The sequence below is a fragment of the Pseudomonas sp. S3_A03 genome (assembly GCF_054668275.1).
In genome coordinates, this window is the sequence record NZ_CP162753.1 from 4,778,117 (window position 1) to 4,803,088 (window position 24,972).

General features: G+C 59.0%; 18 protein-coding genes, 2 tRNA genes, 3 rRNA genes and 1 pseudogene. 12 read left to right on the top strand and 12 right to left on the bottom strand.

Annotation, left to right across the window (positions count from 1 at the left end; translation table 11 throughout):
* Positions 1 to 13: 13 nt before the first annotated feature.
* Both AB4O25_RS21790 and AB4O25_RS21795 read right to left on the bottom strand, forming a co-directional pair.
* Positions 14 to 2,188, bottom strand: a pseudogene (locus AB4O25_RS21790) (heavy metal translocating P-type ATPase); the annotation flags it as partial.
* 65 nt (positions 2,189 to 2,253) lie between these two features.
* A complete protein-coding gene (locus tag AB4O25_RS21795; protein ID WP_017527842.1) occupies positions 2,254 to 2,634 on the bottom strand; it encodes a hypothetical protein in 381 nt (126 codons plus the stop codon).
* 147 nt (positions 2,635 to 2,781) lie between these two features.
* Between AB4O25_RS21795 and AB4O25_RS21800 the strand changes: the two genes are divergently transcribed.
* Both AB4O25_RS21800 and AB4O25_RS21805 read left to right on the top strand, forming a co-directional pair.
* Positions 2,782 to 2,979, top strand: a complete 198-nt coding sequence (locus AB4O25_RS21800) for a heavy-metal-associated domain-containing protein (protein WP_017527841.1) — start codon at positions 2,782 to 2,784, stop codon at positions 2,977 to 2,979.
* Between the two features lie 84 nt (positions 2,980 to 3,063).
* The gene (locus tag AB4O25_RS21805; RefSeq protein ID WP_017527840.1) at positions 3,064 to 4,257 is read left to right on the top strand and encodes a multidrug effflux MFS transporter; all 1,194 of its coding nucleotides are present in this window, start codon (positions 3,064 to 3,066) and stop codon (positions 4,255 to 4,257) included.
* Positions 4,258 to 4,264: 7 nt separating this feature from the next.
* Here AB4O25_RS21805 and AB4O25_RS21810 read toward each other — a convergent pair whose 3' ends face one another.
* The 3 genes from AB4O25_RS21810 to AB4O25_RS21820 all read right to left on the bottom strand — a co-directional run bounded on the left by AB4O25_RS21810 (position 4,265) and on the right by AB4O25_RS21820 (position 5,918).
* On the bottom strand, positions 4,265 to 4,438 hold the full coding sequence (locus tag AB4O25_RS21810) for a hypothetical protein (protein ID WP_017527839.1): 174 nt from the start codon (positions 4,436 to 4,438) through the stop codon (positions 4,265 to 4,267).
* Positions 4,439 to 4,585: 147 nt separating this feature from the next.
* Positions 4,586 to 5,599 (bottom strand): zinc-binding alcohol dehydrogenase family protein, encoded by a 1,014-nt coding sequence (locus tag AB4O25_RS21815; RefSeq protein WP_017527838.1) that lies wholly within the window; start codon positions 5,597 to 5,599, stop codon positions 4,586 to 4,588.
* A 25-nt stretch (positions 5,600 to 5,624) separates the two neighbouring features.
* Complete coding sequence (locus AB4O25_RS21820; protein ID WP_017527837.1) at positions 5,625 to 5,918, bottom strand: putative quinol monooxygenase; 294 nt, start codon at positions 5,916 to 5,918, stop codon at positions 5,625 to 5,627.
* Positions 5,919 to 6,033: 115 nt separating this feature from the next.
* On the opposite strand from AB4O25_RS21820, the gene AB4O25_RS21825 reads away from it, so the two are divergent.
* Positions 6,034 to 6,963 carry a LysR family transcriptional regulator gene (locus AB4O25_RS21825; protein WP_065879401.1) on the top strand — a complete coding sequence of 310 codons (930 nt, stop codon included), beginning with the start codon at positions 6,034 to 6,036 and terminating at the stop codon, positions 6,961 to 6,963.
* Between the two features lie 134 nt (positions 6,964 to 7,097).
* Positions 7,098 to 7,784 carry an ArsR/SmtB family transcription factor gene (locus AB4O25_RS21830; RefSeq protein ID WP_068933844.1) on the top strand — a complete coding sequence of 229 codons (687 nt, stop codon included), beginning with the start codon at positions 7,098 to 7,100 and terminating at the stop codon, positions 7,782 to 7,784.
* Between the two features lie 42 nt (positions 7,785 to 7,826).
* Here the strand turns inward: AB4O25_RS21830 and AB4O25_RS21835 are convergent, their stop codons facing one another.
* Entirely contained in the window at positions 7,827 to 8,780 is a 954-nt protein-coding gene (locus tag AB4O25_RS21835; RefSeq protein WP_068933845.1) for an adenosine deaminase, read from the bottom strand.
* A gap of 193 nt (positions 8,781 to 8,973) precedes the next feature.
* Here AB4O25_RS21835 and AB4O25_RS21840 point away from each other — a divergent pair, with 193 nt between their 5' ends.
* Positions 8,974 to 10,065 carry a calcium:cation antiporter gene (locus AB4O25_RS21840; protein WP_065879399.1) on the top strand — a complete coding sequence of 364 codons (1,092 nt, stop codon included), beginning with the start codon at positions 8,974 to 8,976 and terminating at the stop codon, positions 10,063 to 10,065.
* Here AB4O25_RS21840 and AB4O25_RS21845 read toward each other — a convergent pair whose 3' ends face one another.
* The 6 genes from AB4O25_RS21845 to AB4O25_RS21870 all read right to left on the bottom strand — a co-directional run bounded on the left by AB4O25_RS21845 (position 10,066) and on the right by AB4O25_RS21870 (position 16,079).
* Positions 10,066 to 11,421: an 8-oxoguanine deaminase gene (locus AB4O25_RS21845; RefSeq protein WP_017527832.1), complete on the bottom strand. Its 1,356-nt coding sequence runs from the start codon at positions 11,419 to 11,421 to the stop codon at positions 10,066 to 10,068.
* Positions 11,422 to 11,605: 184 nt separating this feature from the next.
* Positions 11,606 to 12,292, bottom strand: a complete 687-nt coding sequence (locus tag AB4O25_RS21850) for an SDR family oxidoreductase (protein WP_017527831.1) — start codon at positions 12,290 to 12,292, stop codon at positions 11,606 to 11,608.
* Between the two features lie 43 nt (positions 12,293 to 12,335).
* Positions 12,336 to 12,917 (bottom strand): IMPACT family protein, encoded by a 582-nt coding sequence (locus AB4O25_RS21855; RefSeq protein ID WP_017527830.1) that lies wholly within the window; start codon positions 12,915 to 12,917, stop codon positions 12,336 to 12,338.
* Positions 12,918 to 12,929: 12 nt separating this feature from the next.
* Positions 12,930 to 13,589 (bottom strand): TetR/AcrR family transcriptional regulator, encoded by a 660-nt coding sequence (locus tag AB4O25_RS21860; RefSeq protein WP_017527829.1) that lies wholly within the window; start codon positions 13,587 to 13,589, stop codon positions 12,930 to 12,932.
* Positions 13,590 to 13,676: 87 nt separating this feature from the next.
* Positions 13,677 to 15,071, bottom strand: coding sequence for a nucleobase:cation symporter-2 family protein (locus tag AB4O25_RS21865; RefSeq protein WP_116079071.1), 1,395 nt, complete (start codon positions 15,069 to 15,071; stop codon positions 13,677 to 13,679).
* 87 nt (positions 15,072 to 15,158) lie between these two features.
* Positions 15,159 to 16,079 carry a LysR family transcriptional regulator gene (locus AB4O25_RS21870; protein WP_065879397.1) on the bottom strand — a complete coding sequence of 307 codons (921 nt, stop codon included), beginning with the start codon at positions 16,077 to 16,079 and terminating at the stop codon, positions 15,159 to 15,161.
* Positions 16,080 to 16,204: 125 nt separating this feature from the next.
* Here AB4O25_RS21870 and aptA point away from each other — a divergent pair, with 125 nt between their 5' ends.
* The 7 genes from aptA (at position 16,205) to rrf (ending at position 24,859) form a co-directional block, all read left to right on the top strand.
* Complete coding sequence (gene aptA / locus AB4O25_RS21875) at positions 16,205 to 17,554, top strand: omega-aminotransferase AptA (protein WP_116079073.1); 1,350 nt, start codon at positions 16,205 to 16,207, stop codon at positions 17,552 to 17,554.
* A 39-nt stretch (positions 17,555 to 17,593) separates the two neighbouring features.
* Positions 17,594 to 19,087: a CoA-acylating methylmalonate-semialdehyde dehydrogenase gene (locus tag AB4O25_RS21880; RefSeq protein ID WP_017527825.1), complete on the top strand. Its 1,494-nt coding sequence runs from the start codon at positions 17,594 to 17,596 to the stop codon at positions 19,085 to 19,087.
* Between the two features lie 571 nt (positions 19,088 to 19,658).
* A 16S ribosomal RNA gene (locus AB4O25_RS21885) occupies positions 19,659 to 21,195 on the top strand.
* Between the two features lie 82 nt (positions 21,196 to 21,277).
* Positions 21,278 to 21,354 (top strand) — tRNA-Ile (locus tag AB4O25_RS21890).
* Between the two features lie 30 nt (positions 21,355 to 21,384).
* A tRNA-Ala gene (locus tag AB4O25_RS21895) sits at positions 21,385 to 21,460 on the top strand.
* A gap of 234 nt (positions 21,461 to 21,694) precedes the next feature.
* Positions 21,695 to 24,586 (top strand): 23S ribosomal RNA (locus AB4O25_RS21900).
* Positions 24,587 to 24,743: 157 nt separating this feature from the next.
* A 5S ribosomal RNA gene (rrf, locus tag AB4O25_RS21905) occupies positions 24,744 to 24,859 on the top strand.
* The 16S, 23S and 5S rRNA genes sit together here with 2 tRNA genes alongside, the layout of an rRNA operon.
* The last annotated feature ends 113 nt before the right edge of the window (positions 24,860 to 24,972 follow it).

Genomic DNA, 24,972 nt, shown 5'->3' on the forward strand with positions numbered 1-24,972 from the left:
CTCCAGAATCCTTGGGTTTCCAGGTTTTGAGCAGCAGTGCATTGCTCACCACGCTGACACTGGACAAGGCCATGGCTGCGCCCGCAAGCACCGGGTTAAGCAGGCCGAATGCGGCCAGGGGAATGCCGATCAAGTTATACACAAAGGCCCAGAACAGGTTCTGGCGGATTTTTGCGTAGGTCTTGCGGCTGATCTCCAGCGCGGCCGGCACCAGGCGTGGGTCGCCGCGCATCAGGGTGATCCCGGCGGCGTGCATGGCCACGTCGGTGCCACCGCCCATGGCGATGCCGATATCGGCGGCGGCCAGGGCCGGGGCGTCGTTGATGCCGTCGCCGACCATGGCCACCACCGCGGTTTTCTTCAGTTCGGCGACGGTGGCGGCTTTATCGGCGGGCAGCACTTCGGCGTGTACGTCGTCGATGCCCAGCGCCTGCGCGACTACTCGCGCGCTGCCGCGATTGTCGCCGGTAAGCAGGTGGCTGCTGATATTGCGTGCCTTGAGTTGCGTCACCGCTTGCAGTGCGCCGGGCTTGAGGGTGTCGCCAAAGGCGAACAGCCCCAGCACCTTGGGTTGCGCGCCTTGTTCAAGCAGCCACGACAGGGTGCGGCCTTCGGCCTCCCAGTCTTGGGCGCGGGTGGCCAGGTCGCCTGCGCTCAAGCCGCTCTCTTGCAACAAGCGGCGGTTGCCCAGGGCCAGTTGCCGGCCGTCCAGGGTGCCGGCGATGCCGCGTCCGGTCAGGGATTGGCTGGCGCTCACATCCGCGACTGCCAGCCCTCGTTCGTCGCAGGCATCCAGCACTGCCTTGGCCAACGGGTGTTCGCTGCCACGTTGCAGCGCGCCGGCCTGTTGCAGCAGCAAGGCTTCATTGCCATCCAGCGCCGCCAAGTGGGCGATTTTGGGTGCGCCGGACGTGAGGGTGCCGGTCTTGTCGAACACCACGGCGCTCACTGCATGGGCACGCTCCAGGGCTTCGGCGTCTTTGATCAGGATGCCGTAGCGGGCGGCGACGCCGGTGCCGGCCATGATTGCAGTCGGGGTGGCCAGCCCGAGGGCGCAAGGACAGGCGATCACCAGTACCGCCACGGCGTTGATAATCGCGGTTTCCAGCGAGGCGCCGTATAACCACCAGCCCAGCAGAGTGATCACGGCCAGCACCAGCACGGCCGGTACGAAGACCTGGCTGACTTTATCCACCAGTTTCTGGATCGGCGCCTTGGCGGCCTGGGCGTCTTCCACCAGGCGGATGATCCTGGCCAATACGCTTTCGGCGCCCAGCGCGGTGGTGCGTACCAGCAGGCGGCCTTCGCCATTGATGGCGCCGCCGGTGACCTTATCGCCCGGTTGTTTGGGCACCGGCAGGCTTTCCCCGCTGATCAGCGCTTCGTCGGCGTGGCTTTGCCCTTCGAGCACTTCACCGTCCACCGGGAAGCGCTCGCCCGGCTTGACCAGCACCCGGTCATCCAGCTTCAGCGCGCTGATGGCCACATCTTCTTCGCGGCCGCCCTGCACACGAATGGCGCGTTCAGGGCGCAGGGCTTCCAGCGCACGGATGGCGCTGGCGGTCTGGCGTTTGGCACGGCTTTCCAGGTATTTGCCGAGCAGTACCAGGGCAATCACCACGGCCGAGGCTTCAAAATACAGGTGCGGCATGCTGCCTGCGGGGGCGGTGAGCCATTCATACAGGCTCAGGCCGTAACCGGCGCTGGTGCCGATGGCCACCAGCAAGTCCATATTGCCGGCACCGGCGCGCACGGCTTTCCAGGCGGCGCTGTAAAAGCGCGCACCGAGGATGAATTGTACGGGAGTGGCCAGCGCGAATTGCGCCCAGGTGGGCAGCATCCAGTGCATGCCGAAGGGTTGCACCAGCATTGGCAGCACCAGGGGCAGTGCCAGCGCAATGGCCAGCAGCAGCGCCCAACGCTCGCGGTGCAGGCGCTGGGCCTGGTTGGCGTCGGTGGCGGTTTCGCTTTGGGGCAGGGTGGCGGTGTAGCCGGCTTTGTCGACGGCCGCGATCAATACGGCCGCGTCCATCTGGCCCATGACTTCAACATGGGCGCGCTCGTTGGCCAGGTTGACGCTGACGCTTTGCACCCCAGGCACCTTGCCCAATGCGCGCTCGACACGCCCGGCACAGCTGGCGCACGTCATGCCGCTGATGGGCAGGTCAAAGGTGGTGGATCCGTTCATGGGGCAGTCCTCCGGAAGAAGTTGCGCCTAGGATCAACCTTGACCTGTGGGGAAGGTCAAGCGCCTTAGTAGTCCAATTTGGCGCCTTTGAGGTACATGCCGTCCGGGCCTTGGGCGATACGCAACTTGCGCACGTCACCGGCCTTGAGCGTGATGTTTTGCGCAGGCGGAGCGAGCAGACCGGGCAAGCAGCCTGCTGCCTGGCCCGGCAACAGTTTGAGGCGCAGCGATACCGTTCCGGGCGCCAGGTTGAACGAGGTGGCCTGTTCCTGGAACAGCCGACCGGCGAGCTGGTCATTGAGATACAGGCCGATCTCACAATTGGTCGACACCTCCAGGCGCTCCCGGGAAATGATCAGCACTGCATAGTCTTCAGCGGCGCTGGCCAAGGGCGCAGCGGCAGACAAGCTCATCAGGCCGACAAGGCCAAAATACGACCAGCGCATGGCGAATGCTCCGTGGGTTGAATCAACGATGCCTCAAGCTTGGCCGACCGTGCCGCCGAATACCAGCCCGGCCGATATTTTCAAAACTTGACCTTGCCATCATGGCAAGGTCGAGACTGGCGTCAACCTCATCAAAGGAGTCATGTCATGCAAGTATTCAGCGTTGAAGGAATGACCTGCGGCCATTGCGTCAAAGCGGTGACCCAGGCGGTGCAGAGCCAGGACCCGGCGGCCAGTGTGAAGGTGGATCTGGCTGCCGGGGAAGTGGGCGTGGAAAGCCGTTTGTCTGCCGACGAGGTGATCAACCTCATTAAAGAAGAAGGCTATAAAGCCACGCTCGCCTGATTTTAATAGTTAGCGAGCTATCGTTATGTTCAAGGCACCCAGGCCCGGCTAGACTGTCGGGCTGCCGACTCACTTGGGTGCCTGATGAACCTTCGCATAATTCTGATCCTGGGGGCCTTGAGCGCCTTTGCCCCGCTGGCGATCGACTTTTACCTGCCGGGCTTTCCGGCAATGGCCACGGCGTTCGCCACCGATGAAAAACACATCCAGTTGACCCTGGCGGTGTATTTCGCAGGGTTGGCCATCGGCCAATTGATCTACGGCCCGCTGGCGGATCGCTTTGGCCGGCGCGGGCCGCTGCTCAGCGGCGTGACCTTATTTACCCTGGCGTCTTTCGCCTGTGCCTACGCACCTTCCCTCGACTGGCTGATCGGCGCCCGCTTCGTGCAGGCCCTGGGCGGTTGCGCGGGCATGGTGATTTCCCGCGCGGTGGTCAGCGACAAATGTGATGCGGTGGGCTCGGCCAAGGTGTTTTCCCAATTGATGCTGGTAACCGGCCTGGCGCCGATCCTTGCGCCGCTGGCCGGCGGCTTGATGGTTGGGGTGTGGGGCTGGCAGTCGATTTTCCTGGCGTTGTCGATCTTCAGCGTAATGGCCGCCGTCGCCGTTGCATTCGGCCTGCCGGAAACTTTCCCGGCCCATCAGCCGCGCCAGCCGCTATCCGGATCGTTGCGCCGCTACTTCGGGCTGCTGTCGGACCGGGTTTACCTCGGTTATGCGCTTACCGGCGCGCTGTCGATTGCCGGCATGTTTGCCTATATCGCCGGTTCACCGTTCGTGTTTATCAAGCTTTATGGCGTGCCCGCCGAGCATTACGGCTGGGTGTTCGGTTCCAACGCTGCCGGTTTTATATTGGTGGCGCAGCTCAACGCGCGCCTGCTGGCCAAGCGTGGCCCGGCGTTTTTGCTGTCGCGCACGGTGTGGCTCTACGCGTTGGCAGGCATGACGCTGCTGGGCATTTCGGCGTTGCACACTGATGCACTGTGGCCATTGCTGGTGCCGCTGTTTATCTGCATCGCCAGCCTGGGCTGCATTTTGCCCAACACCTCGGCCTGCGCCATGAGCGGGCAGGGCGCCCGTGCCGGTAGCGCCTCGGCGTTGCTGGGCTGCATCCAGTTCGGCGTGGCGGCGGGGGCCGCGTCATTGGTGGGGATGTTGCACGATGGCACGGCAATGCCAATGGCGATGGTCATCAGCTTGTGCGGTGTATTGGCCGTGGCGGTAGCCGTGTCGACCCAGCGCCTGCAGCGGGCCAGGGCCTTGCAGGCGCAGGCCTGAAGGACGCTCAGCCGGCGGCGGATTGTGGCTGGCTGAGCGGGAAACGATGGGGCGCTTGGATGCGCGCCTGCAGGGTATCGGCAAAGGCGCGAGCCTCGGCTTCGGTGTGGAAAACAATGGCTTTCTGGTCCAGACGGACCTCCCATTGGGATTTTGCTAACGCTTTTATCAGGATCTTCATTACTGACTTCCTCACGTAAAAGAATCGTGGCAAAGGCGGCCAATATAAACCTGAATACGCTCACAAATATGACAAGGATCAAGTCTCTGACTAGCGGTGTCGTCCCTTACTCACGCGAATAACGGACGACACTGACCGACGTTACTGTCAGAAGCCTTCCAGCACGATCTTGCCCTTGGCCTTGCCGCTTTCCAGCAGCGCATGGGCACGGCGCAGGTTGGCGGCATTGATCACGCCAAAGTGTTCACCCAGCGTAGTTTTCAAGGTGCCGGCGTCGATCAGTTCGGCCACGCGGTTGAGCAGGTTGTGCTGCTCGATCATGTCCGGTGTTTCGAACATCGACCGGGTGTACATGAACTCCCAATGCAGCGACAGGCTCTTGCGCTTGAGTTTGCTCACATCCAGCGCCTTGGGGTCGTCGATCAGGGCCAGCTTGCCTTGGGGCCGCAGCGCTTCTACCAGTTGGTCCAGGTGGTGGTCGGTCTGGGTCAAGCTCGCGACGTGGGTCACTTGCGCGTGGCCGGCCTGCTTCAGTGCTTCGCTCAGCGGTTGGCTGTGGTCGATCACCAGATCGGCGCCGAGTGCCTTGGCCCATGCCTGGGTTTGCGGCCGCGAGGCGGTACCGATCACCTTTAGCGCAGTGAGCTGGCTGGCCAATTGAGTCAGGATCGACCCCACACCACCGGCGGCGCCGACGATCAGCAGGCTCTGGCCTTCATCCTGTTTACCCTCACGCACTTGCAGGCGTTCGAACAGCAGTTCCCACGCCGTGATGGCGGTCAACGGCAGCGCAGCGGCCTCGGCAAAGCCCAGCGTCTTGGGCATATGGCCGACGATACGTTCGTCCACGGTGTGCAGTTCGCTGTTGCCGCCCGGGCGTACCAGGGAGCCGGCGTAGAACACCTTGTCGCCGGCCTTGAACAGGGTCACTTCGCTGCCGATGGCCTTGACCACACCGGCCACGTCCCAGCCCAACACTTTGGCGGCGCCGTTTTCCGGGGCGACGTTCTGGCGCACCTTGGTGTCCACCGGGTTGACCGAGATGGCTTTGACTTCTACCAGCAGGTCGCGAGGGCCGGCGACCGGTTCCGGCAGGTCGATGTCCTGCAGGGAATTTTCGTCGTTGATGGGCAGTGATGCGTAGTAGGCAATGGCTTTCATGGGGGCTCCGGAAAAAGGGCGGTGATCAGGCAAGAAATTTCAGGCGCTTAAGCTCGAAGTGTTCGAGTACGTCAGCGGCCTTGGCGCGAAACTCCTGGATATGCGCGCTTTGGTCGTGGTCTGCCAGCGCGGCGTCGTTGCTCCAGCGTTCGAGCATGTAGAAGGTCTCGGGGTGTTGCAGGTCTTGGTGCAGGTCGTACTGCTCGCAGCCGGCTTCGCGGCGGGTCGGCTCCAGCAGGCCACGCAGCAGGGGTTCCAAGGTGGCCTGTTGGCCGGGCTTGGCGATCAGGGTGGCGATAACGTTAAAGGCAGCAGACATATTCAACTCCAGGCACGTGAAGAACGGGATGAACAGATCATTGGCTATTTCCCCGCAAGAAAAAGCGGCTAAAACAGCACGCTGTTTCAACCAAATTTTGATAATGGGGCGCCAAATGCTGCGTTTTGATGATTTGCAGCTGTTTGTGCGCGCGGCGGACCTGGGCAGTTTGTCGGCGGCGGCTCGAGTGATGGACCTGTCACCCGCTGTAGCCAGCGCAGCGCTTAAACGCATCGAGCAGCAACTGGGCGCGCGCTTGCTGGCACGCTCCACTCGCAGCCTGCGGCTGACTGCCGAAGGTGAAGGCTTTTTGGAATATGCCCGCGCGGCCTTGAGCTCACTGGACGAAGGGCGGCGCCTATTGGCCAGCGGCCAGGACCATGTCAGTGGTGTGTTGCAACTGTCGGCGCCCTCGGATTTTGGTCGCAACCAGCTGTTGCCATGGCTGGATGAATTCCAGCGTGAACACCCCCAGCTCGCCGTGCGTCTGCTGCTGGGCGATCGGATTGCCGACCTGTTCCGCCAACCGGTGGACATCGCCCTGCGCTACGGTGAGCCCGAAGATTCGAGCCTGATCGCATTGCCGGTGGCGCCGACCAATATTCGCGTGCTGTGTGCCGCCCCCGGTTACCTGGCGCGCCACGGCGAGCCCCGGCACCTGGAGCAACTGGCCCAGCATAATTGCCTGCTTTACATGCTGGGCAGCCGGGTGCATGACCACTGGACATTCCACGACGGCAAGCGCGAAGTCAGCCTGACGGTGTCCGGAGACCGATTCAGCGATGATGCCGATGTCGTCCGGCGCTGGGCTGTGGCGGGAGTGGGCATTGCCTACAAATCCTGGCTGGATGTGAGCAGCGACGTGCTGGCCGGGCGCTTGCGCCTGATCCTGCCGGAGCTGCGTGGCGAGCCTACGCCGCTCAATCTGCTGTGCGCCCACCGTGCCCAACTGAGCAAACCCATCAACCTGCTGCGCGAAATGCTCGCGGCGCGCTGTGCGACATTGACGGCGCAGTTGCCGTCCCGAGCGGGCGTTGGGCAATAACCTCCACCATCAGCGGAAATTTCGCTCAAGCCCTGTCCCTATTCCCGGTGTCAGACGCCACGGAACTGGCGCTTGGCGCACCTATACTTTGGCGCCAACTGCGGTACAAAAATAATTCGACAGGGAGTTAATAGATGGAAGAGGCACCTTGCATCAGTCAGATCGCCAGCTTGCTCGCCGAGCCCAAACGCACCGCCATGCTCTGGTCCTTGATGGACGGCTCGGTCAAGTCATCGCAGGAACTGGCGACAGTGGCCGGGTTGTCGGCGGCCTCGGCCAATGCGCATCTGGCACGGTTGACGGGTAGCGGCTTGCTGCGTGTCGAGGCGCGACGTGGCAAACGGCTGTTTCGCGTGGCGGCCGCCGATGTTTGCGCCGCCATCGACGCCTTGGCCAGTACCACCCTGGCCAGTGCCGCACGCAGCGCGCCGGATGCTTCACCCGCGGTGCTGCTGGCGCCGCCCTCGTTGAGACGGGCGCGACTGTGCCATGGCCACCTCGGTGGCGAAATGGCGGCGGGGCTGTATGAACGGATGATGGCGGCGGGGTGGCTCGAACGTCATGAGCATCGTACCGACGTCACGGTCAAAGGCGCGCATTGCCTGGCGCAGCTGGGCATTTTTACCCAGGCACTGGTATCGCCGCTGGTGTGCGACTGTTTCGACTGGAGCCAGCAGCAACCGCACTTGGGCGGTGCGCTGGGCGCGGGGTTAATGCAATTGTTCCTGCAGTCGAACTGGATCAGCCTGGTCAACGAGTCCCAGGCCGTGCAGGTCAACGAGATCGGCATTCAGGAGATCGCCCGATTGACCCTGCGGTAGGCGCCAGCGCCTTCAGGCGCCCACGCCTACCGTCGGGGCGTGTCAGGGTTTTACGAGGCGCGCATCCAGACTGTTTTGCGCCAGGCGTTTGGCCTGGTCCTGGGTCATGCCCAGCGAGGTGTACAACGCGTGGAAGTTCTCGGTCACGTAACCGCCGAAGTACGCGGGGTCGTCCGAGTTTACCGTCACCTTCACACCACGCTCGAGCATGTCGAGGATGTTGTGCTGGGCCATGTCATCGAACACGCAAAGCTTGGTGTTGGACAGTGGGCACACGGTGAGCGGGATCTGCTCGTCGATGATGCGCTGCATCAGGCGCTCGTCTTCGATGGCACGTACGCCGTGGTCGATACGCTGGATTTTCAGCAGGTCGATGGCTTCCCAGATGTACTCGGGCGGGCCTTCTTCGCCGGCGTGGGCCACGGTGAGGAAGCCTTCATGGCGGGCACGATCGAATACGCGCTGGAACTTGCTCGGTGGGTGGCCCATTTCCGAACTGTCCAGGCCTACGGCCACGAACGCGTCACGGAACGGCAGCGCCTGGTCGAGGGTTTTCTGCGCTTCGTCTTCGCTCAGATGGCGTAGGAAGCTCAGGATCAAACCGCTGGTGATGCCCAGTTGCTGCTCGCCATCTTTAAGCGCAGCGGCGATGCCGTTAAGCACCACTTCAAACGGCACGCCACGGTCGGTGTGGGTTTGCGGGTCGAAGAAGGGTTCGGTGTGGATCACGTTCTGCGCTTTGCAGCGCAGCAGGTAGGCCCAGGTCAGGTCGTAGAAGTCCTGTGACGTGCGCAGTACGTCGGCGCCCTGGTAATACAGGTCGAGAAACTCTTGCAGGTTATTGAAGGCGTAGGCCTTGCGCAGGGTTTCGACGTCATTCCACGGCAGCGCGATTTTGTTGCGTTCAGCCAGGGCGAACAGCAACTCCGGCTCCAGCGAGCCTTCCAGATGCAGGTGCAGTTCAGCCTTGGGCAGGGCGTTGAGCCAATCGTACATGTCTAAATTCTCATCAGGTGCAATGGCGGCATTCTACAGGTCATGGCTGAAATAATCGGCAAAACCTGACCGGCAGGAGAGTATTCGGTTTATTCGCGCAAGGGCGACGTGAACTAAGGTGTAACGAAACGTTAGCAGCGTGGCGCAGTCTCTAACCCATCAATGACTGATTTGGCGTTTGAAAAGGCCCGTAATGCTCACACTCCTCAAGCAAGAAAAATTCATGCTGCTGGCGCTGATTGCCGCCATCGCCGCTTATCCGCTGGAGCACTGGATGCTGCACAGCGGGCAGATAGTGGCGCTGTTGGCCGGTGTGGCGTTGATCGCTTTTATTGTGGTTGCGTCAATGCGTGTGGCGCACCACGCCGAGCAACTGGCGGAAAAAGTCGGCGACCCCTACGGCACCATGATCCTGACCCTCGCGGCGGTGTTGGTGGAAGTGGTGATCCTGGCGATCATGATGAGTAACGAGCCGTCGCCGACCTTGGTGCGCGACACCATCTATTCGGCGGTGATGCTGGATATCAACGGCATCCTCGGCCTGGCCGCGTTGATGGGTGGCATCAAACATGGCGAACAGTCCTACAACGATGATTCAGCACGCACCTACAGCGTGATGATTCTCACCGCCATGGGCGTATCGATGGTGGTGCCGGAATTTATCCCCGAAGCCGACTGGAAAATTTACTCGGCCTTCACCATTGGCGCGATGGTGGTGCTCTATACCTTGTTCCTGCGCATGCAGGTGGGGCCCCACAGTTATTTCTTCAGCTATAGCTACCCGGAAAAACGCCGCAAAAAACTGCCGGAAGAAGAACAGGAAACGCCGGTGAACCTCGCGTTTTCCATCGGCACTCTGGTGTTTGGCGTGATCGTGATTGGCGCGCTGGCCGAGGTGATGTCCAAGACCCTCGACCTGGGCCTGGAAGGCACGGGCGCACCGCCGGTGATCACGGCGATTGTGGTGGCGGCTATTTCGGCCGCGCCGGAGATTCTGACCGCGCTACGCGCCGCACTCGCCAACCGCATGCAGTCGGTGGTGAATATTGCGCTGGGCGCGTCGCTGTCGACGGTGATTTTGACCGTGCCGGTGATGGAGGCCATGGCGCTCTATACCGGCCAGCCGTTCCAGATGGCGATGACGCCGGTGCAAACGGTGATGGTGTTTATCACGTTGATCGTCAGTGCGATCAACCTCAACGATGGCGAAACCAACGCCATCGAAGGGATGACCCATTTTGTGCTGTTTGCGACCTTTATCATGTTGTCGCTGCTGGGCGTGTAGTCAGCCTGCAATCAGGTGTCGCGCGGCCTGGGTGTGATCGGCGATCAAGCCTTTGAGGTCCAGGCCTTCGACCTGGCCATCGACCACGCGCCATTTGCCCGCAATCATCACCCGATCGGCTCGGTCGGCGCCGCACAACAGCAGCGCCGAAATCGGGTCATGACTGCCGGAGAAGCGCAGCTCATCAAGCTTGAACAGCGCCAGGTCGGCCTGTTTGCCCACAGCCAATTCGCCGATATCCGTACGTCCCAGCAATTGCGCCGAGCCTTTGGTGGCCCAGCCCAGTACGCCTTCGGGAGTGATTTTTTCTGCGCCATAACGCAGGCGCTGAATGTACAGGGCCTGACGCGCTTCGAGGATCATGTTCGAGGCATCATTGGACGCAGACCCATCCACGCCAATACCGATAGGCGCGCCGGCAGCGAGCAAATCCAAGGTAGGGCAGATGCCGGAGGCCAGGCGCATATTCGAACTCGGGCAATGGCAGACACCGGTGCCGGCAGCGCCAAGGCGCGCAATTTCATCCGGGTTGAAGTGAATGCCATGCGCGAGCCAGGTGCGCGGGCCGAGCCAGCCGACGCTGTCGAGGTAATCCACGGTGCGCAGGCCGAAGCGTTGCAGGCAGAAGTCTTCCTCATCGAGGGTTTCCGCCAAGTGGGTGTGCAGGCGCACATCAAGGCTGCTGGCCATCTCGGCGCTGGCGCGCATGATTTCGGCAGTGACTGAAAACGGTGAGCAGGGCGCCAGGGCAATCTGGATCTGCGCCCCGTCGTCCCGCTCATGGTATTGGCGGATCAGCCGTTGACTGTCGTCGAGGATCACCTGGCCTTGCTGCACCGTCTGCTGGGGCGGCAAGCCGCCGTCCGCTTCGCCCAGGCTCATGGAGCCCCGGGTGAGCATCGCGCGCATGCCCAATTCGCGCACGCTGGCGACTTGTACATCGATGGCGTTTTCCAGCCCATCGGGGAACAGGTAGTGGTGGTCGGCCGCCGTGGTGCAACCTGAGAGCAGCAACTCGGCCAGCGCGACTTTGCTGGCCAGGGCGAGTTTTTCCGGGGTCAGGCGTGCCCATACCGGGTACAGGGTTTTGAGCCACGGGAACAACGGCTGGTTGACCACCGGCGCCCAGGCACGGGTGAGGGTTTGGTAAAAGTGATGGTGGGTGTTGATCAACCCCGGAAGGACCACATGCTCACGGGCATCGAACACCTGTGTGCAGGGCTGCGTGGGGACTTGCCCGTGGGCCAGCACTTGGGTGATCACACGGTCTTGCAGCACCAGGCCGCCACGCGCGTCGAGGCCATTGGCGGTGAAAATCGCGAGGGGGTTTTTTAACCAGATACGGGTCGCAGGCATTGGCCGGCTCCTCTGAATGATGGGTTCAGGTTTGCCAGCTCAGTGTTGCCCTGTCTGCTGATCCAGGGTCGCCGGGAAGGGCGAGATGCGTAGACTACGTGTAGTTCGAGGTCTGGTCTAGAGGTAGGAAAGCGGATACGGCCAGTGTGGGAGCGGCTTGCTCCCACCGTCTGCCCCGTGGTGTTTACCAGGCGATGGTGTCGCCTTTGTAGTCCACGAAGTGATGGCCGCCTTTGCCGGTGTAGGCGTTCACTTGGTCGACCAGGCCGCGCACGCTGGTGTCGACATCGATGTGCGCGTCTTCACCGCCCATGTCGGTTTTGACCCAGCCCGGGTGCATCGACAGGACGGTGAGCTTATGGTCGCCGAGTTGGGTGATGAAACTGTTGGTCATCGAGTTGAGCGCGGCCTTGCTGGCCTTGTACAGCGCCAGGTCCGAACCGTCGGGGATGGTCACGCTACCCAGCACTGAACTCATGAAGGCCAGTACGCCGCTGTTTTTGCGGATCTGCCCGACAAAGCGCTGTGCCAGGTTGATCGGCGCCACGGCGTTGGTGAAAAACAGCTGGCCGACTTCGGCCAACGTAGCGTGGCCGGGCTCCTGGTTGGCGGGGCCTTTTACCCCTGCGTTGACGAACAGCAGGTCAAAGGTGCGCTCCTTGAGGCGCAGGGCCAGGGCGATCACGGCTTGCTGATCGTCCATGTCGAGTTTCTCGATCTGCACCGGGCCCACGGCTTTCAGGGCATCGGCCTTGCTTGGGTCACGCACGGTGGCGGTCACGTCCCAGCCGTCCTGGAGCAATTGCTTGACCAGGCCAAGGCCCAGCCCGCGCGAGGCGCCGATGATCAATGCGGTTTTTGGCGTAGACATGAAAAGCTTCCTTTGGCGTCGAGGTTCAGAGGGGCAAGCAGTTTCAACGTTGCAGCAGGATACGCCCACGGCTCAAGTCGGCAAGCTGGGTTTGCAGCGTATCGATGTGGGCGGCGCCCAGGGCCAGTTGCAGTTCCACACCGTTGGCGGTGAAGTTTTCCTGCACCACCAGCCCGCCCAGTTCGGCGACGCGCAGTTTCACCAGGTTCAATTCGGAAAACCCACAGGCGCAGCTCAACGGCACGCGGCTGATCAGCTCGATGCGTTCGGCGTTTTGCAGGCACTTATTTGCGCCGCCACCGTAGGCGCGGGCCAGGCCGCCGGTGCCCAATTGGATGCCGCCGTACCAACGGATCACCAGCACCGCGACTTGATCGAACCCCTGGGCCTCGATGGCTGCCAGGATCGGCCGGCCGGCCGTGCCGCCGGGTTCGCCGTCGTCATTGCTGCGGTATTGATCGGCCAGCTTCCAGGCCCAGCAATTGTGCGTGGCGTTCAGGTCGCTGTGCTGCTCGAAAAACGCCTGGGCGTCCTGCGGGCTGGTGATGGGGGCGGCGAGGGTGATAAAGCGGCTTTTGCGTATTTCTTCACGAAATTCGCAACAGCCTGTAAGCGTGAAAGACATAGGTTGCTTCGTCTAGAGGGCCGGCTTGATGCCGCAGCCTTTGAGAATGATGTGGATCAGGTTGGTGCCGGCGTCTTCCATGTCTTGCTTGGTCAGTTTGGTGCGACCGGTGACGCGGCAGATCTGGGTCGCGAAGTCGGCGTAGTGCTGGGTGCTGCCCCACAGCAGAAAGATCAGGTGCACGGGGTCGATGGGGTCCATCTTGCCCGCATCGATCCAGGCTTGGAACACCGCGGCGCGGCCGCTGAACCAGGCGCGGTAGTCCTGGCTGAAATATTCGGTAAGGCATTCGCCACCGCTGATGATCTCCATGGCGAAGATGCGCGACGCCTGGGGTTGGCGCCGCGAGAACTCCATCTTGGTGCGGATGTAGCGGGTAAGCGCTAGCGCAGGGTCGTCCTCGGCGGTCAGTGTGTTGAAGGTGCTGTCCCACAGTTCGAGGATATTGCTGAGCACTGCGATATACAGGCCCAGCTTGTTGGTGAAGTAGTAATGCAAGTTGGCCTTGGGCAGCCCGGCACTCGCGGCGATGGTGTTCATGCTGGTGCCTTTGTAGCCATGGCGCGCGAACTCATCTTCAGCCGCCTGCAGAATCGCTTGTTCGTTCTTTTGCCGAATGCGGCTGGCGGGTTTACCGGCGTGGTTGCTATGGGCAGGAACTTCGAGGCTCATGGAGATTACCGTGCTGATCGATAGAGACGACGTGTGCACAGATAACCCACCCTCAAGCCCCAGACAAGTCCCGATGCAATAAAACCGTCAAAGCGATTCCAGTGTGTCGCTCTCCGGCGCGTGGTTTGCGCCCGCGTGGGCCGCGTTGGCTTCCGGCAACAAGAGGCACAACACAATGGCGGTCAGGCCGCCGCTGGTGATGGCGGAGTCGAACAGGTTCTGGACCAATGTCGGCATCAGGTGCAACAGGTTCGGTTGGGCTGCGATGCCCAGGCCGACGCCGAACGAGGTAGCGATGATCAGCATGCTGCGTCGGTCCAACGGTGCCTGGGCGAGGATGCGCACGCCGGCGGCGGCCACGCTGCCGAACATCACCAGGGTTGCGCCGCCCAATACCGGTTTGGGAATTTGCTGCAGCACGGCACCGATCAACGGAAACAAGCCGAGACAAAACAGCACCACACCGATGTATAAACCCACGTAACGGCTGGCCACTCCGGTGAGTTGGATCACGCCGTTATTCTGCGCAAAAGTGGTGTTGGGGAAGGCGCTGAAGGTGGCGGCGATCATACAACTCACGCCATCGCCCAGCACGCCGCCCTTGAGCCGTCTTATATAGGAGGGGCCGCTGATGGGCTGTCGGGCGATCATGCAGTTGGCGGTGAGGTCACCGACGGTTTCGATGCTGCTGATCAGATAAATCAGCGCGATCGGTAGGAAGGCGCTCCAGTCGAAGTTGAACCCGAAGCGAAATGGGATTGGCAGGCTGACCCAAGGCAAGTCGGGCAGGGCCTGGGGCACCAGTTTTCCGCAGAGCCAGGCGGCGAGGCTACCGAGGGCCAGTCCGATGATAATGGCTGAAAGGCGCACCCAAGGTGTGTTCGAGCGGTTGAGCAGGATGATCGTCAACACCACGAACAAGCCCAAGGCCAGATTGGTGGGAGCGCCGAAGTCGGGGGCATTGAAGCCGCCGCCGAGGTCGGTGATGCCGACTTTGATCAGGCTGATGCCGATCAACGTAATCACGATGCCGGTGACCAGTGGCGTGATCACGCGGCGTAGTTGGCCGATGAAACGGCTCAGTACGATCTGCACCGCCGCGCCGAAAAAGCACACGCCGAAGATCATCGCCATGATGTCTTCCGGGCTGCCGCCACGTTGTTTCACCAAAAAGCCCGCTGACAGCACGGCGCCGAGGAACGCAAAACTGGTGCCTTGCAGGCAGATCATTCCGGCGCCTATCCCAAATGGCCTGCGCGCCTGGATGAAGGTGCCAACACCCGACACCATCAACGCCATGCTGATCAGGTAGGGCAAATGGGCTGCCAGGCCCAGAGTGGAACCAATGATAAGTGGCGGCGTGATAATGCCGACAAAAGCGGCCAGCACATGTTGCAGTGCGGCCAAAAAGGCCGGGGCGGGTTTGGGACGGTCGTTGAGGCCGTAGATCAGGTCGCTGGGGCTGGAGGATTCAGGTGTCATGGCGGGCAAACTCGTGGAGGACGGTTCAAGTGCCATGTGCCCTGCAAAAAGCTGTCCAGTTGCTCAGCTTTTTGTGCGAGGCCCGAGTTAGCGCGTTGCGGCCAGACTTTCCAGGAAGCTCTCCAGCACCAAATGAGGGCGGCGGCCCTTGCGCGTGACCGATGCCAGGCTTAAATCGTAAAAACGCGTAGCCGGTTTCAGCGCGCGCAGTCGTCCTTGTTGGACCCATAGGCTGGCATAGTGGTCGGGCAAGTAGCCGATATAGCGGCCGGTGAGGATCAGGAACGCCATGCCTTCGCGGTCCGAGGCGCTGGCGGTGCAGTTGAGCGCCTGGTAGTGGGCCTGGATCTCGGCAGGCAAGCGAAACGTGGGGGCGATGGCGTCCTGGCTGTCGATGCGTTCGTCGTCCAGTTGCTTGTCGTCAGCGTAAAACAACGGGTGACCGACCGCGCAGTAGAGCAGCGAGCGTTCGCTGTACAGCGGCTGGTACTCCAGCCCTGACAAGGCGCTGGCCTGCGGCACTACGCCGACATGCAGGCGACCATCGAGTACGCCTTGTTCGACTTCATTGGGGGCGATCATGCGGATCTGGATTTGCACGTCCGGGCCGCGCTCTTTCAACTGCGCCAAGGCGTGGGTGATGCGCATATGGGGCAGGGTCACCAGGTTGTCGGTGAGGCCAATGATCAGCTCGCCGCGCAAATGCTGGTGGAGGCCGTTGACCTCGGTGCGAAAGCTTTCCAACGCGCTTAACAGTTGCAGGGCGGACTGGTAGACCTCGCGGCCTTCTTCGGTGAGTGAGAACCCGGCTCGGCCGCGTTGGCAGAGCCGCAGACCGAGGCGTTGCTCAAGGTCGCTCATTTGTTGACTGATGGCCGAGCGGCCAATGCCGAGCACGGTCTCCGCCGCCGAGAAGCCGCCACACTCCACTACACTGCGAAAGATGCGCAGCAGGCGAATATCGAAGTCGCTGACTTGGGCCAGGGGATCGGGTCGGCGGCTGCTCATAGTTTAGTAGTGGCCTGACTGAAGGTTAGAAGAGTTGGATTTCACCGACTTTATCCCCGTGGCAATTTAGCTGCAACTACGCTTTTCAATCCCGACGCTGCCTTCTGCCCTGCGAGGTTTTGCTGATGAACATGCATGAAAACGCCCCATCGTCCCTGGCCAGCCAACTGAAGTTGGATGCGCACTGGATGCCTTACACCGCCAACCGTAACTTCCAGCGTGACCCGCGCCTGATCGTGGCCGCCGAAGGCAGCTGGCTGACGGATGACAAGGGCCGCAAGGTCTACGACTCGTTGTCGGGCCTTTGGACATGCGGTGCCGGGCATACGCGCAAGGAAATCCAGGAGGCGGTGGCCAAGCAATTGGGTACCCTGGATTACTCGCCGGGCTTCCAATACGGTCATCCGTTGTCCTTCCAGTTGGCGGAAAAGATTACCGACCTGACCCCAGGCAGCCTGAACCACGTGTTCTTCACCGACTCCGGTTCCGAGTGCGCCGATACGGCGGTGAAAATGGTGCGTGCCTACTGGCGCCTGAAGGGGCAGGCCACCAAGACCAAGATGATCGGTCGTGCCCGTGGTTACCACGGCGTGAACATCGCCGGCACCAGCCTGGGCGGGGTCAATGGCAACCGTAAGTTGTTTGGCCAGGCGATGATGGATGTTGACCATCTGCCGCACACCTTGCTGGCGAGCAATGCCTTTTCCCGTGGCATGCCGGAGCAGGGTGGTATTGCCTTGGCCGATGAGTTGCTTAAGCTGATCGAGCTGCACGACGCTTCCAACATCGCGGCAGTGTTTGTCGAGCCGATGGCCGGTTCCGCTGGTGTGTTGGTGCCGCCACAGGGCTATCTCAAGCGTCTGCGCGAGATCTGCGATCAGCACAACATCCTTTTGGTGTTCGATGAAGTCATCACTGGTTTCGGCCGTACCGGCTCGATGTTCGGTGCCGATAGCTTCGGCGTGACGCCGGATTTGATGTGCATCGCCAAGCAAGTCACCAACGGCGCGATCCCGATGGGCGCGGTGATTGCCAGCAGTGAGATCTACCAGACCTTCATGAACCAGGCGACGCCGGAATACGCGGTGGAATTCCCTCACGGCTATACCTACTCGGCCCACCCGGTGGCGTGCGCGGCCGGCCTGGCGGCATTGGACTTGTTGCAGAAGGAAAACCTGGTGCAGAGCGTAGCCGAAGTCGCCCCGCACTTTGAGAATGCACTGCATGGCTTGAAGGGCAGCAAGAACGTGATCGACATTCGCAATTACGGCCTGGCCGGCGCGATCCAGATTGCCCCGCGCGACGGTGATGCCATCGTGCGTCCGTTCGAGGCCGGCATGGCCTTATGGAAAGCCGGTTTCTACGTGCGTTTTGGCGGGGACACCCTGCAGTTCGGGCCAACCTTCAACAGCAAGCCGCAGGACCTGGATCGCCTGTTCGATGCGGTCGGCGAAGTGCTGAACAAGATCGACTGATTTCTCCTTCTATATAGAACAACTTTTCAGGAGCCCTGCATGAGCCTTATCCAACACTTGATCAACGGCGAATTGGTCAATGACAGCGGTCGCAGTGCCGACGTGTACAACCCGTCCACCGGCCAGGTGATTCATCAAGTGCCGTTGGCCAGCCGTGACACCATTCAGCGTGCAATCGACTCCGCCAAGGCGGCTTTCCCGGCGTGGCGCAATACGCCGCCGGCCAAGCGTGCCCAGGTGATGTTTCGTTTCAAGCAGTTGCTGGAGCAGAACGAAGCGCGTATCTCGCAGTTGATCAGCGAGGAGCACGGCAAGACTCTGGAAGATGCGGCTGGCGAGTTGAAGCGCGGGATCGAGAACGTGGAGTACGCGTGTTCGGCGCCGGAGATTCTTAAAGGCGAGTACAGCCGTAACGTCGGGCCAAATATTGATGCCTGGTCGGATTTCCAACCGTTGGGTGTGGTGGCGGGTATTACCCCGTTCAACTTCCCGGCGATGGTGCCGTTGTGGATGTATCCGCTGGCGATCGTGTGCGGTAACTGCTTCATTCTCAAGCCTTCGGAGCGTGATCCGAGCTCGACGCTGTTGATCGCGCAATTGCTGCAGGAGGCCGGCTTGCCCAAAGGCGTGCTGAGCGTGGTACACGGCGACAAGGGCGCGGTGGATGCCTTGATCGAGGCGCCGGAAGTGAAAGCGCTGAGTTTTGTAGGCTCGACGCCGATTGCCGAGTACATCTATTCGGAGGCGACCAAGCGTGGCAAGCGCGTTCAGGCGCTGGGTGGGGCGAAGAACCATGCGGTGCTGATGCCGGATGCGGACCTGGACAATGCGGTGAGTGCCTTGATGGGCGCGGCATATGGTTCCTGCGGCGAGCGGTGCATGGCGATCTCGGTGGCTGTGTGTGTAGGTGACCAGGTGGCGGATGCGTTGATTGCCAAGCTGGTGCCGCAGGTCAAGGCGCTGAAGATTGGTGCGGGTACGTCATGCGGGCTGGATATGGGGCCGCTGGTGACGGGGCAGGCGCGGGATAAGGTCAGTGGCTATATAGAAGACGGTGTGGCGGCGGGTGCTGAACTGGTTGTCGACGGTCGAGGCTTGAGTGTTGCGGGGCATGAAGACGGGTTCTTCCTCGGCGGCAGCCTGTTTGATCGTGTGACCCCTGAGATGCGCATCTATAAGGAAGAAATCTTCGGGCCGGTATTGTGCGTAGTCCGGGTGGACAGCCTGGAAGCGGCGATGCAGTTGATCAATGATCACGAATATGGCAACGGTACCTGCATCTTCACCCGCGACGGTGAAGCGGCGCGTCTGTTCTGTGATGAGATTGAAGTAGGTATGGTGGGGGTGAATGTGCCTTTGCCGGTGCCGGTGGCCTATCACAGCTTTGGTGGTTGGAAGCGTTCGCTGTTTGGCGATTTGCATGCGTATGGGCCGGATGGGGTGCGCTTCTATACGCGCCGCAAGGCGATTACCCAGCGTTGGCCGCAACGGGCCAGCCATGAAGCGTCGCAATTCGCGTTCCCCAGCTTGTAAGGCTCGGTAGCCAGAAGGCCGGCCCTTTGGGGCCGGCTTTCGCGTTTCTGGGCTTTTTTGGTCCATATGACAGAAATATGAAAAAGAAGATTGACGCCAGATTCTGGAAGCCTATAATTCGCCCCACTTCCGGCGCAGTCGAAACGGAAAACTCCTTGGTAAACAATGAGTTACGCAGTTTTCGGCAGCAAGTTGCTTCAGTTCATCGAAGCTAAAAGGAAGTTGAAAAAGAGGTGTTGACAGCAGCGTGTAACGCTGTAGAATTCGCCTCCCGCTGACGAGAGATCGGAAGCGCAAGTGGTTGAAGTTGTTGAAGAAATCTTCGAAAGCTTCTGAAAATAACCGCTTGACAGCAAATGAGGCTGCTGTAGAATGCGCGCCTCGGTTGAGACGAAAGCTCTTAACCAACCGCTCTTTAACAACTGAATCAAGCAATTCGTGTGGGTGCTTGTGGAGTCAGACTGATAGTCAACAAGATTATCAGCATCACAAGTTACTCCGCGAGAAATCAAAGATGTAACCAACGATTGCTGAGCCAAGTTTAGGGTTTCTTAAAAACCCAAAGATGTTTGAACTGAAGAGTTTGATCATGGCTCAGATTGAACGCTGGCGGCAGGCCTAACACATGCAAGTCGAGCGGTAGAGAGAAGCTTGCTTCTCTTGAGAGCGGCGGACGGGTGAGTAATGCCTAGGAATCTGCCTGGTAGTGGGGGATAACGTTCGGAAACGGACGCTAATACCGCATACGTCCTACGGGAGAAAGCAGGGGACCTTCGGGCCTTGCGCTATCAGATGAGCCTAGGTCGGATTAGCTAGTTGGTGAGGTAATGGCTCACCAAGGCGACGATCCGTAACTGGTCTGAGAGGATGATCAGTCACACTGGAACTGAGACACGGTCCAGACTCCTACGGGAGGCAGCAGTGGGGAATATTGGACAATGGGCGAAAGCCTGATCCAGCCATGCCGCGTGTGTGAAGAAGGTCTTCGGATTGTAAAGCACTTTAAGTTGGGAGGAAGGGCAGTTACCTAATACGTGATTGTTTTGACGTTACCGACAGAATAAGCACCGGCTAACTCTGTGCCAGCAGCCGCGGTAATACAGAGGGTGCAAGCGTTAATCGGAATTACTGGGCGTAAAGCGCGCGTAGGTGGTTTGTTAAGTTGGATGTGAAATCCCCGGGCTCAACCTGGGAACTGCATTCAAAACTGACTGACTAGAGTATGGTAGAGGGTGGTGGAATTTCCTGTGTAGCGGTGAAATGCGTAGATATAGGAAGGAACACCAGTGGCGAAGGCGACCACCTGGACTGATACTGACACTGAGGTGCGAAAGCGTGGGGAGCAAACAGGATTAGATACCCTGGTAGTCCACGCCGTAAACGATGTCAACTAGCCGTTGGGAGCCTTGAGCTCTTAGTGGCGCAGCTAACGCATTAAGTTGACCGCCTGGGGAGTACGGCCGCAAGGTTAAAACTCAAATGAATTGACGGGGGCCCGCACAAGCGGTGGAGCATGTGGTTTAATTCGAAGCAACGCGAAGAACCTTACCAGGCCTTGACATCCAATGAACTTTCTAGAGATAGATTGGTGCCTTCGGGAACATTGAGACAGGTGCTGCATGGCTGTCGTCAGCTCGTGTCGTGAGATGTTGGGTTAAGTCCCGTAACGAGCGCAACCCTTGTCCTTAGTTACCAGCACGTCATGGTGGGCACTCTAAGGAGACTGCCGGTGACAAACCGGAGGAAGGTGGGGATGACGTCAAGTCATCATGGCCCTTACGGCCTGGGCTACACACGTGCTACAATGGTCGGTACAGAGGGTTGCCAAGCCGCGAGGTGGAGCTAATCCCATAAAACCGATCGTAGTCCGGATCGCAGTCTGCAACTCGACTGCGTGAAGTCGGAATCGCTAGTAATCGCGAATCAGAATGTCGCGGTGAATACGTTCCCGGGCCTTGTACACACCGCCCGTCACACCATGGGAGTGGGTTGCACCAGAAGTAGCTAGTCTAACCTTCGGGAGGACGGTTACCACGGTGTGATTCATGACTGGGGTGAAGTCGTAACAAGGTAGCCGTAGGGGAACCTGCGGCTGGATCACCTCCTTAATCGACGACATCAGCTGCTCCATAAGTTCCCACACGAATTGCTTGATTCATTGAAGAAGACGATAAGAAGCAGCCCGAAATTGGGTCTGTAGCTCAGTTGGTTAGAGCGCACCCCTGATAAGGGTGAGGTCGGCAGTTCGAATCTGCCCAGACCCACCAATTTTGTGTGGGAAACGCCTGTAGAAATATGGGGCCATAGCTCAGCTGGGAGAGCGCCTGCCTTGCACGCAGGAGGTCAACGGTTCGATCCCGTTTGGCTCCACCACTACTGCTTCTGACGTATGAAAGCTTAGAAATGAGCATTCCATCCTGGCGATGGTGAATGTTGATTTCTAGTCTTTGATTAGATCGTTCTTTAAAAATTTGGGTATGTGATAGAAAGATAGACTGAACGTTACTTTCACTGGTAACGGATCAGGCTAAGGTAAAATTTGTGAGTGATTACAGATTTTCGGCGAATGTCGTCTTCACAGTATAACCAGATTGCTTGGGGTTATATGGTCAAGTGAAGAAGCGCATACGGTGGATGCCTTGGCAGTCAGAGGCGATGAAAGACGTGGTAGCCTGCGAAAAGCTTCGGGGAGTCGGCAAACAGACTTTGATCCGGAGATGTCTGAATGGGGGAACCCAGCCATCATAAGATGGTTATCTTGTACTGAATACATAGGTGCAAGAGGCGAACCAGGGGAACTGAAACATCTAAGTACCCTGAGGAAAAGAAATCAACCGAGATTCCCTTAGTAGTGGCGAGCGAACGGGGACTAGCCCTTAAGTGGCTTTGAGATTAGCGGAACGCTCTGGAAAGTGCGGCCATAGTGGGTGATAGCCCTGTACGCGAAAGTCTCTTAGTCATGAAATCGAGTAGGACGGAGCACGAGAAACTTTGTCTGAATATGGGGGGACCATCCTCCAAGGCTAAATACTACTGACTGACCGATAGTGAACTAGTACCGTGAGGGAAAGGCGAAAAGAACCCCGGAGAGGGGAGTGAAATAGATCCTGAAACCGTATGCGTACAAGCAGTGGGAGCCCACTTTGTTGGGTGACTGCGTACCTTTTGTATAATGGGTCAGCGACTTATTTTCAGTGGCGAGCTTAACCGAATAGGGGAGGCGTAGCGAAAGCGAGTCTTAATAGGGCGTCTAGTCGCTGGGAATAGACCCGAAACCGGGCGATCTATCCATGGGCAGGTTGAAGGTTGGGTAACACTAACTGGAGGACCGAACCGACTACCGTTGAAAAGTTAGCGGATGACCTGTGGATCGGAGTGAAAGGCTAATCAAGCTCGGAGATAGCTGGTTCTCCTCGAAAGCTATTTAGGTAGCGCCTCATGTATCACTGTAGGGGGTAGAGCACTGTTTCGGCTAGGGGGTCATCCCGACTTACCAAACCGATGCAAACTCCGAATACCTACAAGTGCCGAGCATGGGAGACACACGGCGGGTGCTAACGTCCGTCGTGAAAAGGGAAACAACCCAGACCGTCAGCTAAGGTCCCAAAGTTATGGTTAAGTGGGAAACGATGTGGGAAGGCTTAGACAGCTAGGAGGTTGGCTTAGAAGCAGCCACCCTTTAAAGAAAGCGTAATAGCTCACTAGTCGAGTCGGCCTGCGCGGAAGATGTAACGGGGCTCAAACCATACACCGAAGCTACGGGTATCACGTAAGTGATGCGGTAGAGGAGCGTTCTGTAAGCCTGTGAAGGTGAGTTGAGAAGCTTGCTGGAGGTATCAGAAGTGCGAATGCTGACATGAGTAACGACAATGGGTGTGAAAAACACCCACGCCGAAAGACCAAGGTTTCCTGCGCAACGTTAATCGACGCAGGGTTAGTCGGTCCCTAAGGCGAGGCTGAAAAGCGTAGTCGATGGAAAACAGGTTAATATTCCTGTACTTCTGGTTATTGCGATGGAGGGACGGAGAAGGCTAGGCCAGCTTGGCGTTGGTTGTCCAAGTTTAAGGTGGTAGGCTGGAATCTTAGGTAAATCCGGGATTCTAAGGCCGAGAGCTGATGACGAGCTAACTTTTAGTTAGCGAAGTGGTTGATGCCATGCTTCCAAGAAAAGCTTCTAAGCTTCAGGTAACCAGGAACCGTACCCCAAACCGACACAGGTGGTTGGGTAGAGAATACCAAGGCGCTTGAGAGAACTCGGGTGAAGGAACTAGGCAAAATGGCACCGTAACTTCGGGAGAAGGTGCGCCGGTGAGGGTGAAGGACTTGCTCCGTAAGCCCATGCCGGTCGAAGATACCAGGCCGCTGCGACTGTTTATTAAAAACACAGCACTCTGCAAACACGAAAGTGGACGTATAGGGTGTGACGCCTGCCCGGTGCCGGAAGGTTAATTGATGGGGTTAGCTAACGCGAAGCTCTTGATCGAAGCCCCGGTAAACGGCGGCCGTAACTATAACGGTCCTAAGGTAGCGAAATTCCTTGTCGGGTAAGTTCCGACCTGCACGAATGGCGTAACGATGGCGGCGCTGTCTCCACCCGAGACTCAGTGAAATTGAAATCGCTGTGAAGATGCAGTGTATCCGCGGCTAGACGGAAAGACCCCGTGAACCTTTACTATAGCTTTGCACTGGACTTTGAATTTGCTTGTGTAGGATAGGTGGGAGGCTTTGAAGCGTGGACGCCAGTCTGCGTGGAGCCAACCTTGAAATACCACCCTGGCAACTTTGAGGTTCTAACTCAGGTCCGTTATCCGGATCGAGGACAGTGTATGGTGGGTAGTTTGACTGGGGCGGTCTCCTCCTAAAGAGTAACGGAGGAGTACGAAGGTGCGCTCAGACCGGTCGGAAATCGGTCGTAGAGTATAAAGGCAAAAGCGCGCTTGACTGCGAGACAGACACGTCGAGCAGGTACGAAAGTAGGTCTTAGTGATCCGGTGGTTCTGTATGGAAGGGCCATCGCTCAACGGATAAAAGGTACTCCGGGGATAACAGGCTGATACCGCCCAAGAGTTCATATCGACGGCGGTGTTTGGCACCTCGATGTCGGCTCATCACATCCTGGGGCTGAAGCCGGTCCCAAGGGTATGGCTGTTCGCCATTTAAAGTGGTACGCGAGCTGGGTTTAGAACGTCGTGAGACAGTTCGGTCCCTATCTGCCGTGGACGTTTGAGATTTGAGAGGGGCTGCTCCTAGTACGAGAGGACCGGAGTGGACGAACCTCTGGTGTTCCGGTTGTCACGCCAGTGGCATTGCCGGGTAGCTATGTTCGGAATAGATAACCGCTGAAAGCATCTAAGCGGGAAACTAGCCTCAAGATGAGATCTCACTGGAACCTTGAGTTCCCTGAAGGGCCGTCGAAGACTACGACGTTGATAGGTTGGGTGTGTAAGCGCTGTGAGGCGTTGAGCTAACCAATACTAATTGCCCGTGAGGCTTGACCATATAACACCCAAGCAATTTGACTACTCGAAAGAGCATCAGATTGCGGTGTGTGAAGACGAAACGAACCGAAAGTTTGTAACTCACAAAACACCGACTGCTGTCACATACCCAATTTGCTGAAGCGAGGCCATTTGGTCACGAGTCAGTACCCGAATTTCTTGACGACCATAGAGCATTGGAACCACCTGATCCCATCCCGAACTCAGCAGTGAAACGATGCATCGCCGATGGTAGTGTGGGGTTTCCCCATGTGAGAGTAGGTCATCGTCAAGATTAAATTCCGAAACCCCATTTGCGAAAGCAGATGGGGTTTTGTTTTGGGCGCTCGAAAAGTCAGACGGAATTCTCCAGCGAGTGACCGACAAATTTGCACAGTTATTTCTGAA

Bases quoted from the DNA above. Each gene is read 5' to 3' on its own strand.
- AB4O25_RS21795 (WP_017527842.1), bottom strand. From the start codon at position 2,634: ATGCGCTGGTCGTATTTTGGCCTTGTCGGCCTGATGAGCTTGTCTGCC.
- AB4O25_RS21800 (WP_017527841.1), top strand. From the start codon at position 2,782: ATGCAAGTATTCAGCGTTGAAGGAATGACCTGCGGCCATTGCGTCAAA.
- AB4O25_RS21805 (WP_017527840.1), top strand. From the start codon at position 3,064: ATGAACCTTCGCATAATTCTGATCCTGGGGGCCTTGAGCGCCTTTGCC.
- AB4O25_RS21810 (WP_017527839.1), bottom strand. From the start codon at position 4,438: ATGAAGATCCTGATAAAAGCGTTAGCAAAATCCCAATGGGAGGTCCGT.
- AB4O25_RS21815 (WP_017527838.1), bottom strand. From the start codon at position 5,599: ATGAAAGCCATTGCCTACTACGCATCACTGCCCATCAACGACGAAAAT.
- AB4O25_RS21820 (WP_017527837.1), bottom strand. From the start codon at position 5,918: ATGTCTGCTGCCTTTAACGTTATCGCCACCCTGATCGCCAAGCCCGGC.
- AB4O25_RS21825 (WP_065879401.1), top strand. From the start codon at position 6,034: ATGCTGCGTTTTGATGATTTGCAGCTGTTTGTGCGCGCGGCGGACCTG.
- AB4O25_RS21830 (WP_068933844.1), top strand. From the start codon at position 7,098: ATGGAAGAGGCACCTTGCATCAGTCAGATCGCCAGCTTGCTCGCCGAG.
- AB4O25_RS21835 (WP_068933845.1), bottom strand. From the start codon at position 8,780: ATGTACGATTGGCTCAACGCCCTGCCCAAGGCTGAACTGCACCTGCAT.
- AB4O25_RS21840 (WP_065879399.1), top strand. From the start codon at position 8,974: ATGCTCACACTCCTCAAGCAAGAAAAATTCATGCTGCTGGCGCTGATT.
- AB4O25_RS21845 (WP_017527832.1), bottom strand. From the start codon at position 11,421: ATGCCTGCGACCCGTATCTGGTTAAAAAACCCCCTCGCGATTTTCACC.
- AB4O25_RS21850 (WP_017527831.1), bottom strand. From the start codon at position 12,292: ATGTCTACGCCAAAAACCGCATTGATCATCGGCGCCTCGCGCGGGCTG.
- AB4O25_RS21855 (WP_017527830.1), bottom strand. From the start codon at position 12,917: ATGTCTTTCACGCTTACAGGCTGTTGCGAATTTCGTGAAGAAATACGC.
- AB4O25_RS21860 (WP_017527829.1), bottom strand. From the start codon at position 13,589: ATGAGCCTCGAAGTTCCTGCCCATAGCAACCACGCCGGTAAACCCGCC.
- AB4O25_RS21865 (WP_116079071.1), bottom strand. From the start codon at position 15,071: ATGACACCTGAATCCTCCAGCCCCAGCGACCTGATCTACGGCCTCAAC.
- AB4O25_RS21870 (WP_065879397.1), bottom strand. From the start codon at position 16,079: ATGAGCAGCCGCCGACCCGATCCCCTGGCCCAAGTCAGCGACTTCGAT.
- aptA (WP_116079073.1), top strand. From the start codon at position 16,205: ATGAACATGCATGAAAACGCCCCATCGTCCCTGGCCAGCCAACTGAAG.
- AB4O25_RS21880 (WP_017527825.1), top strand. From the start codon at position 17,594: ATGAGCCTTATCCAACACTTGATCAACGGCGAATTGGTCAATGACAGC.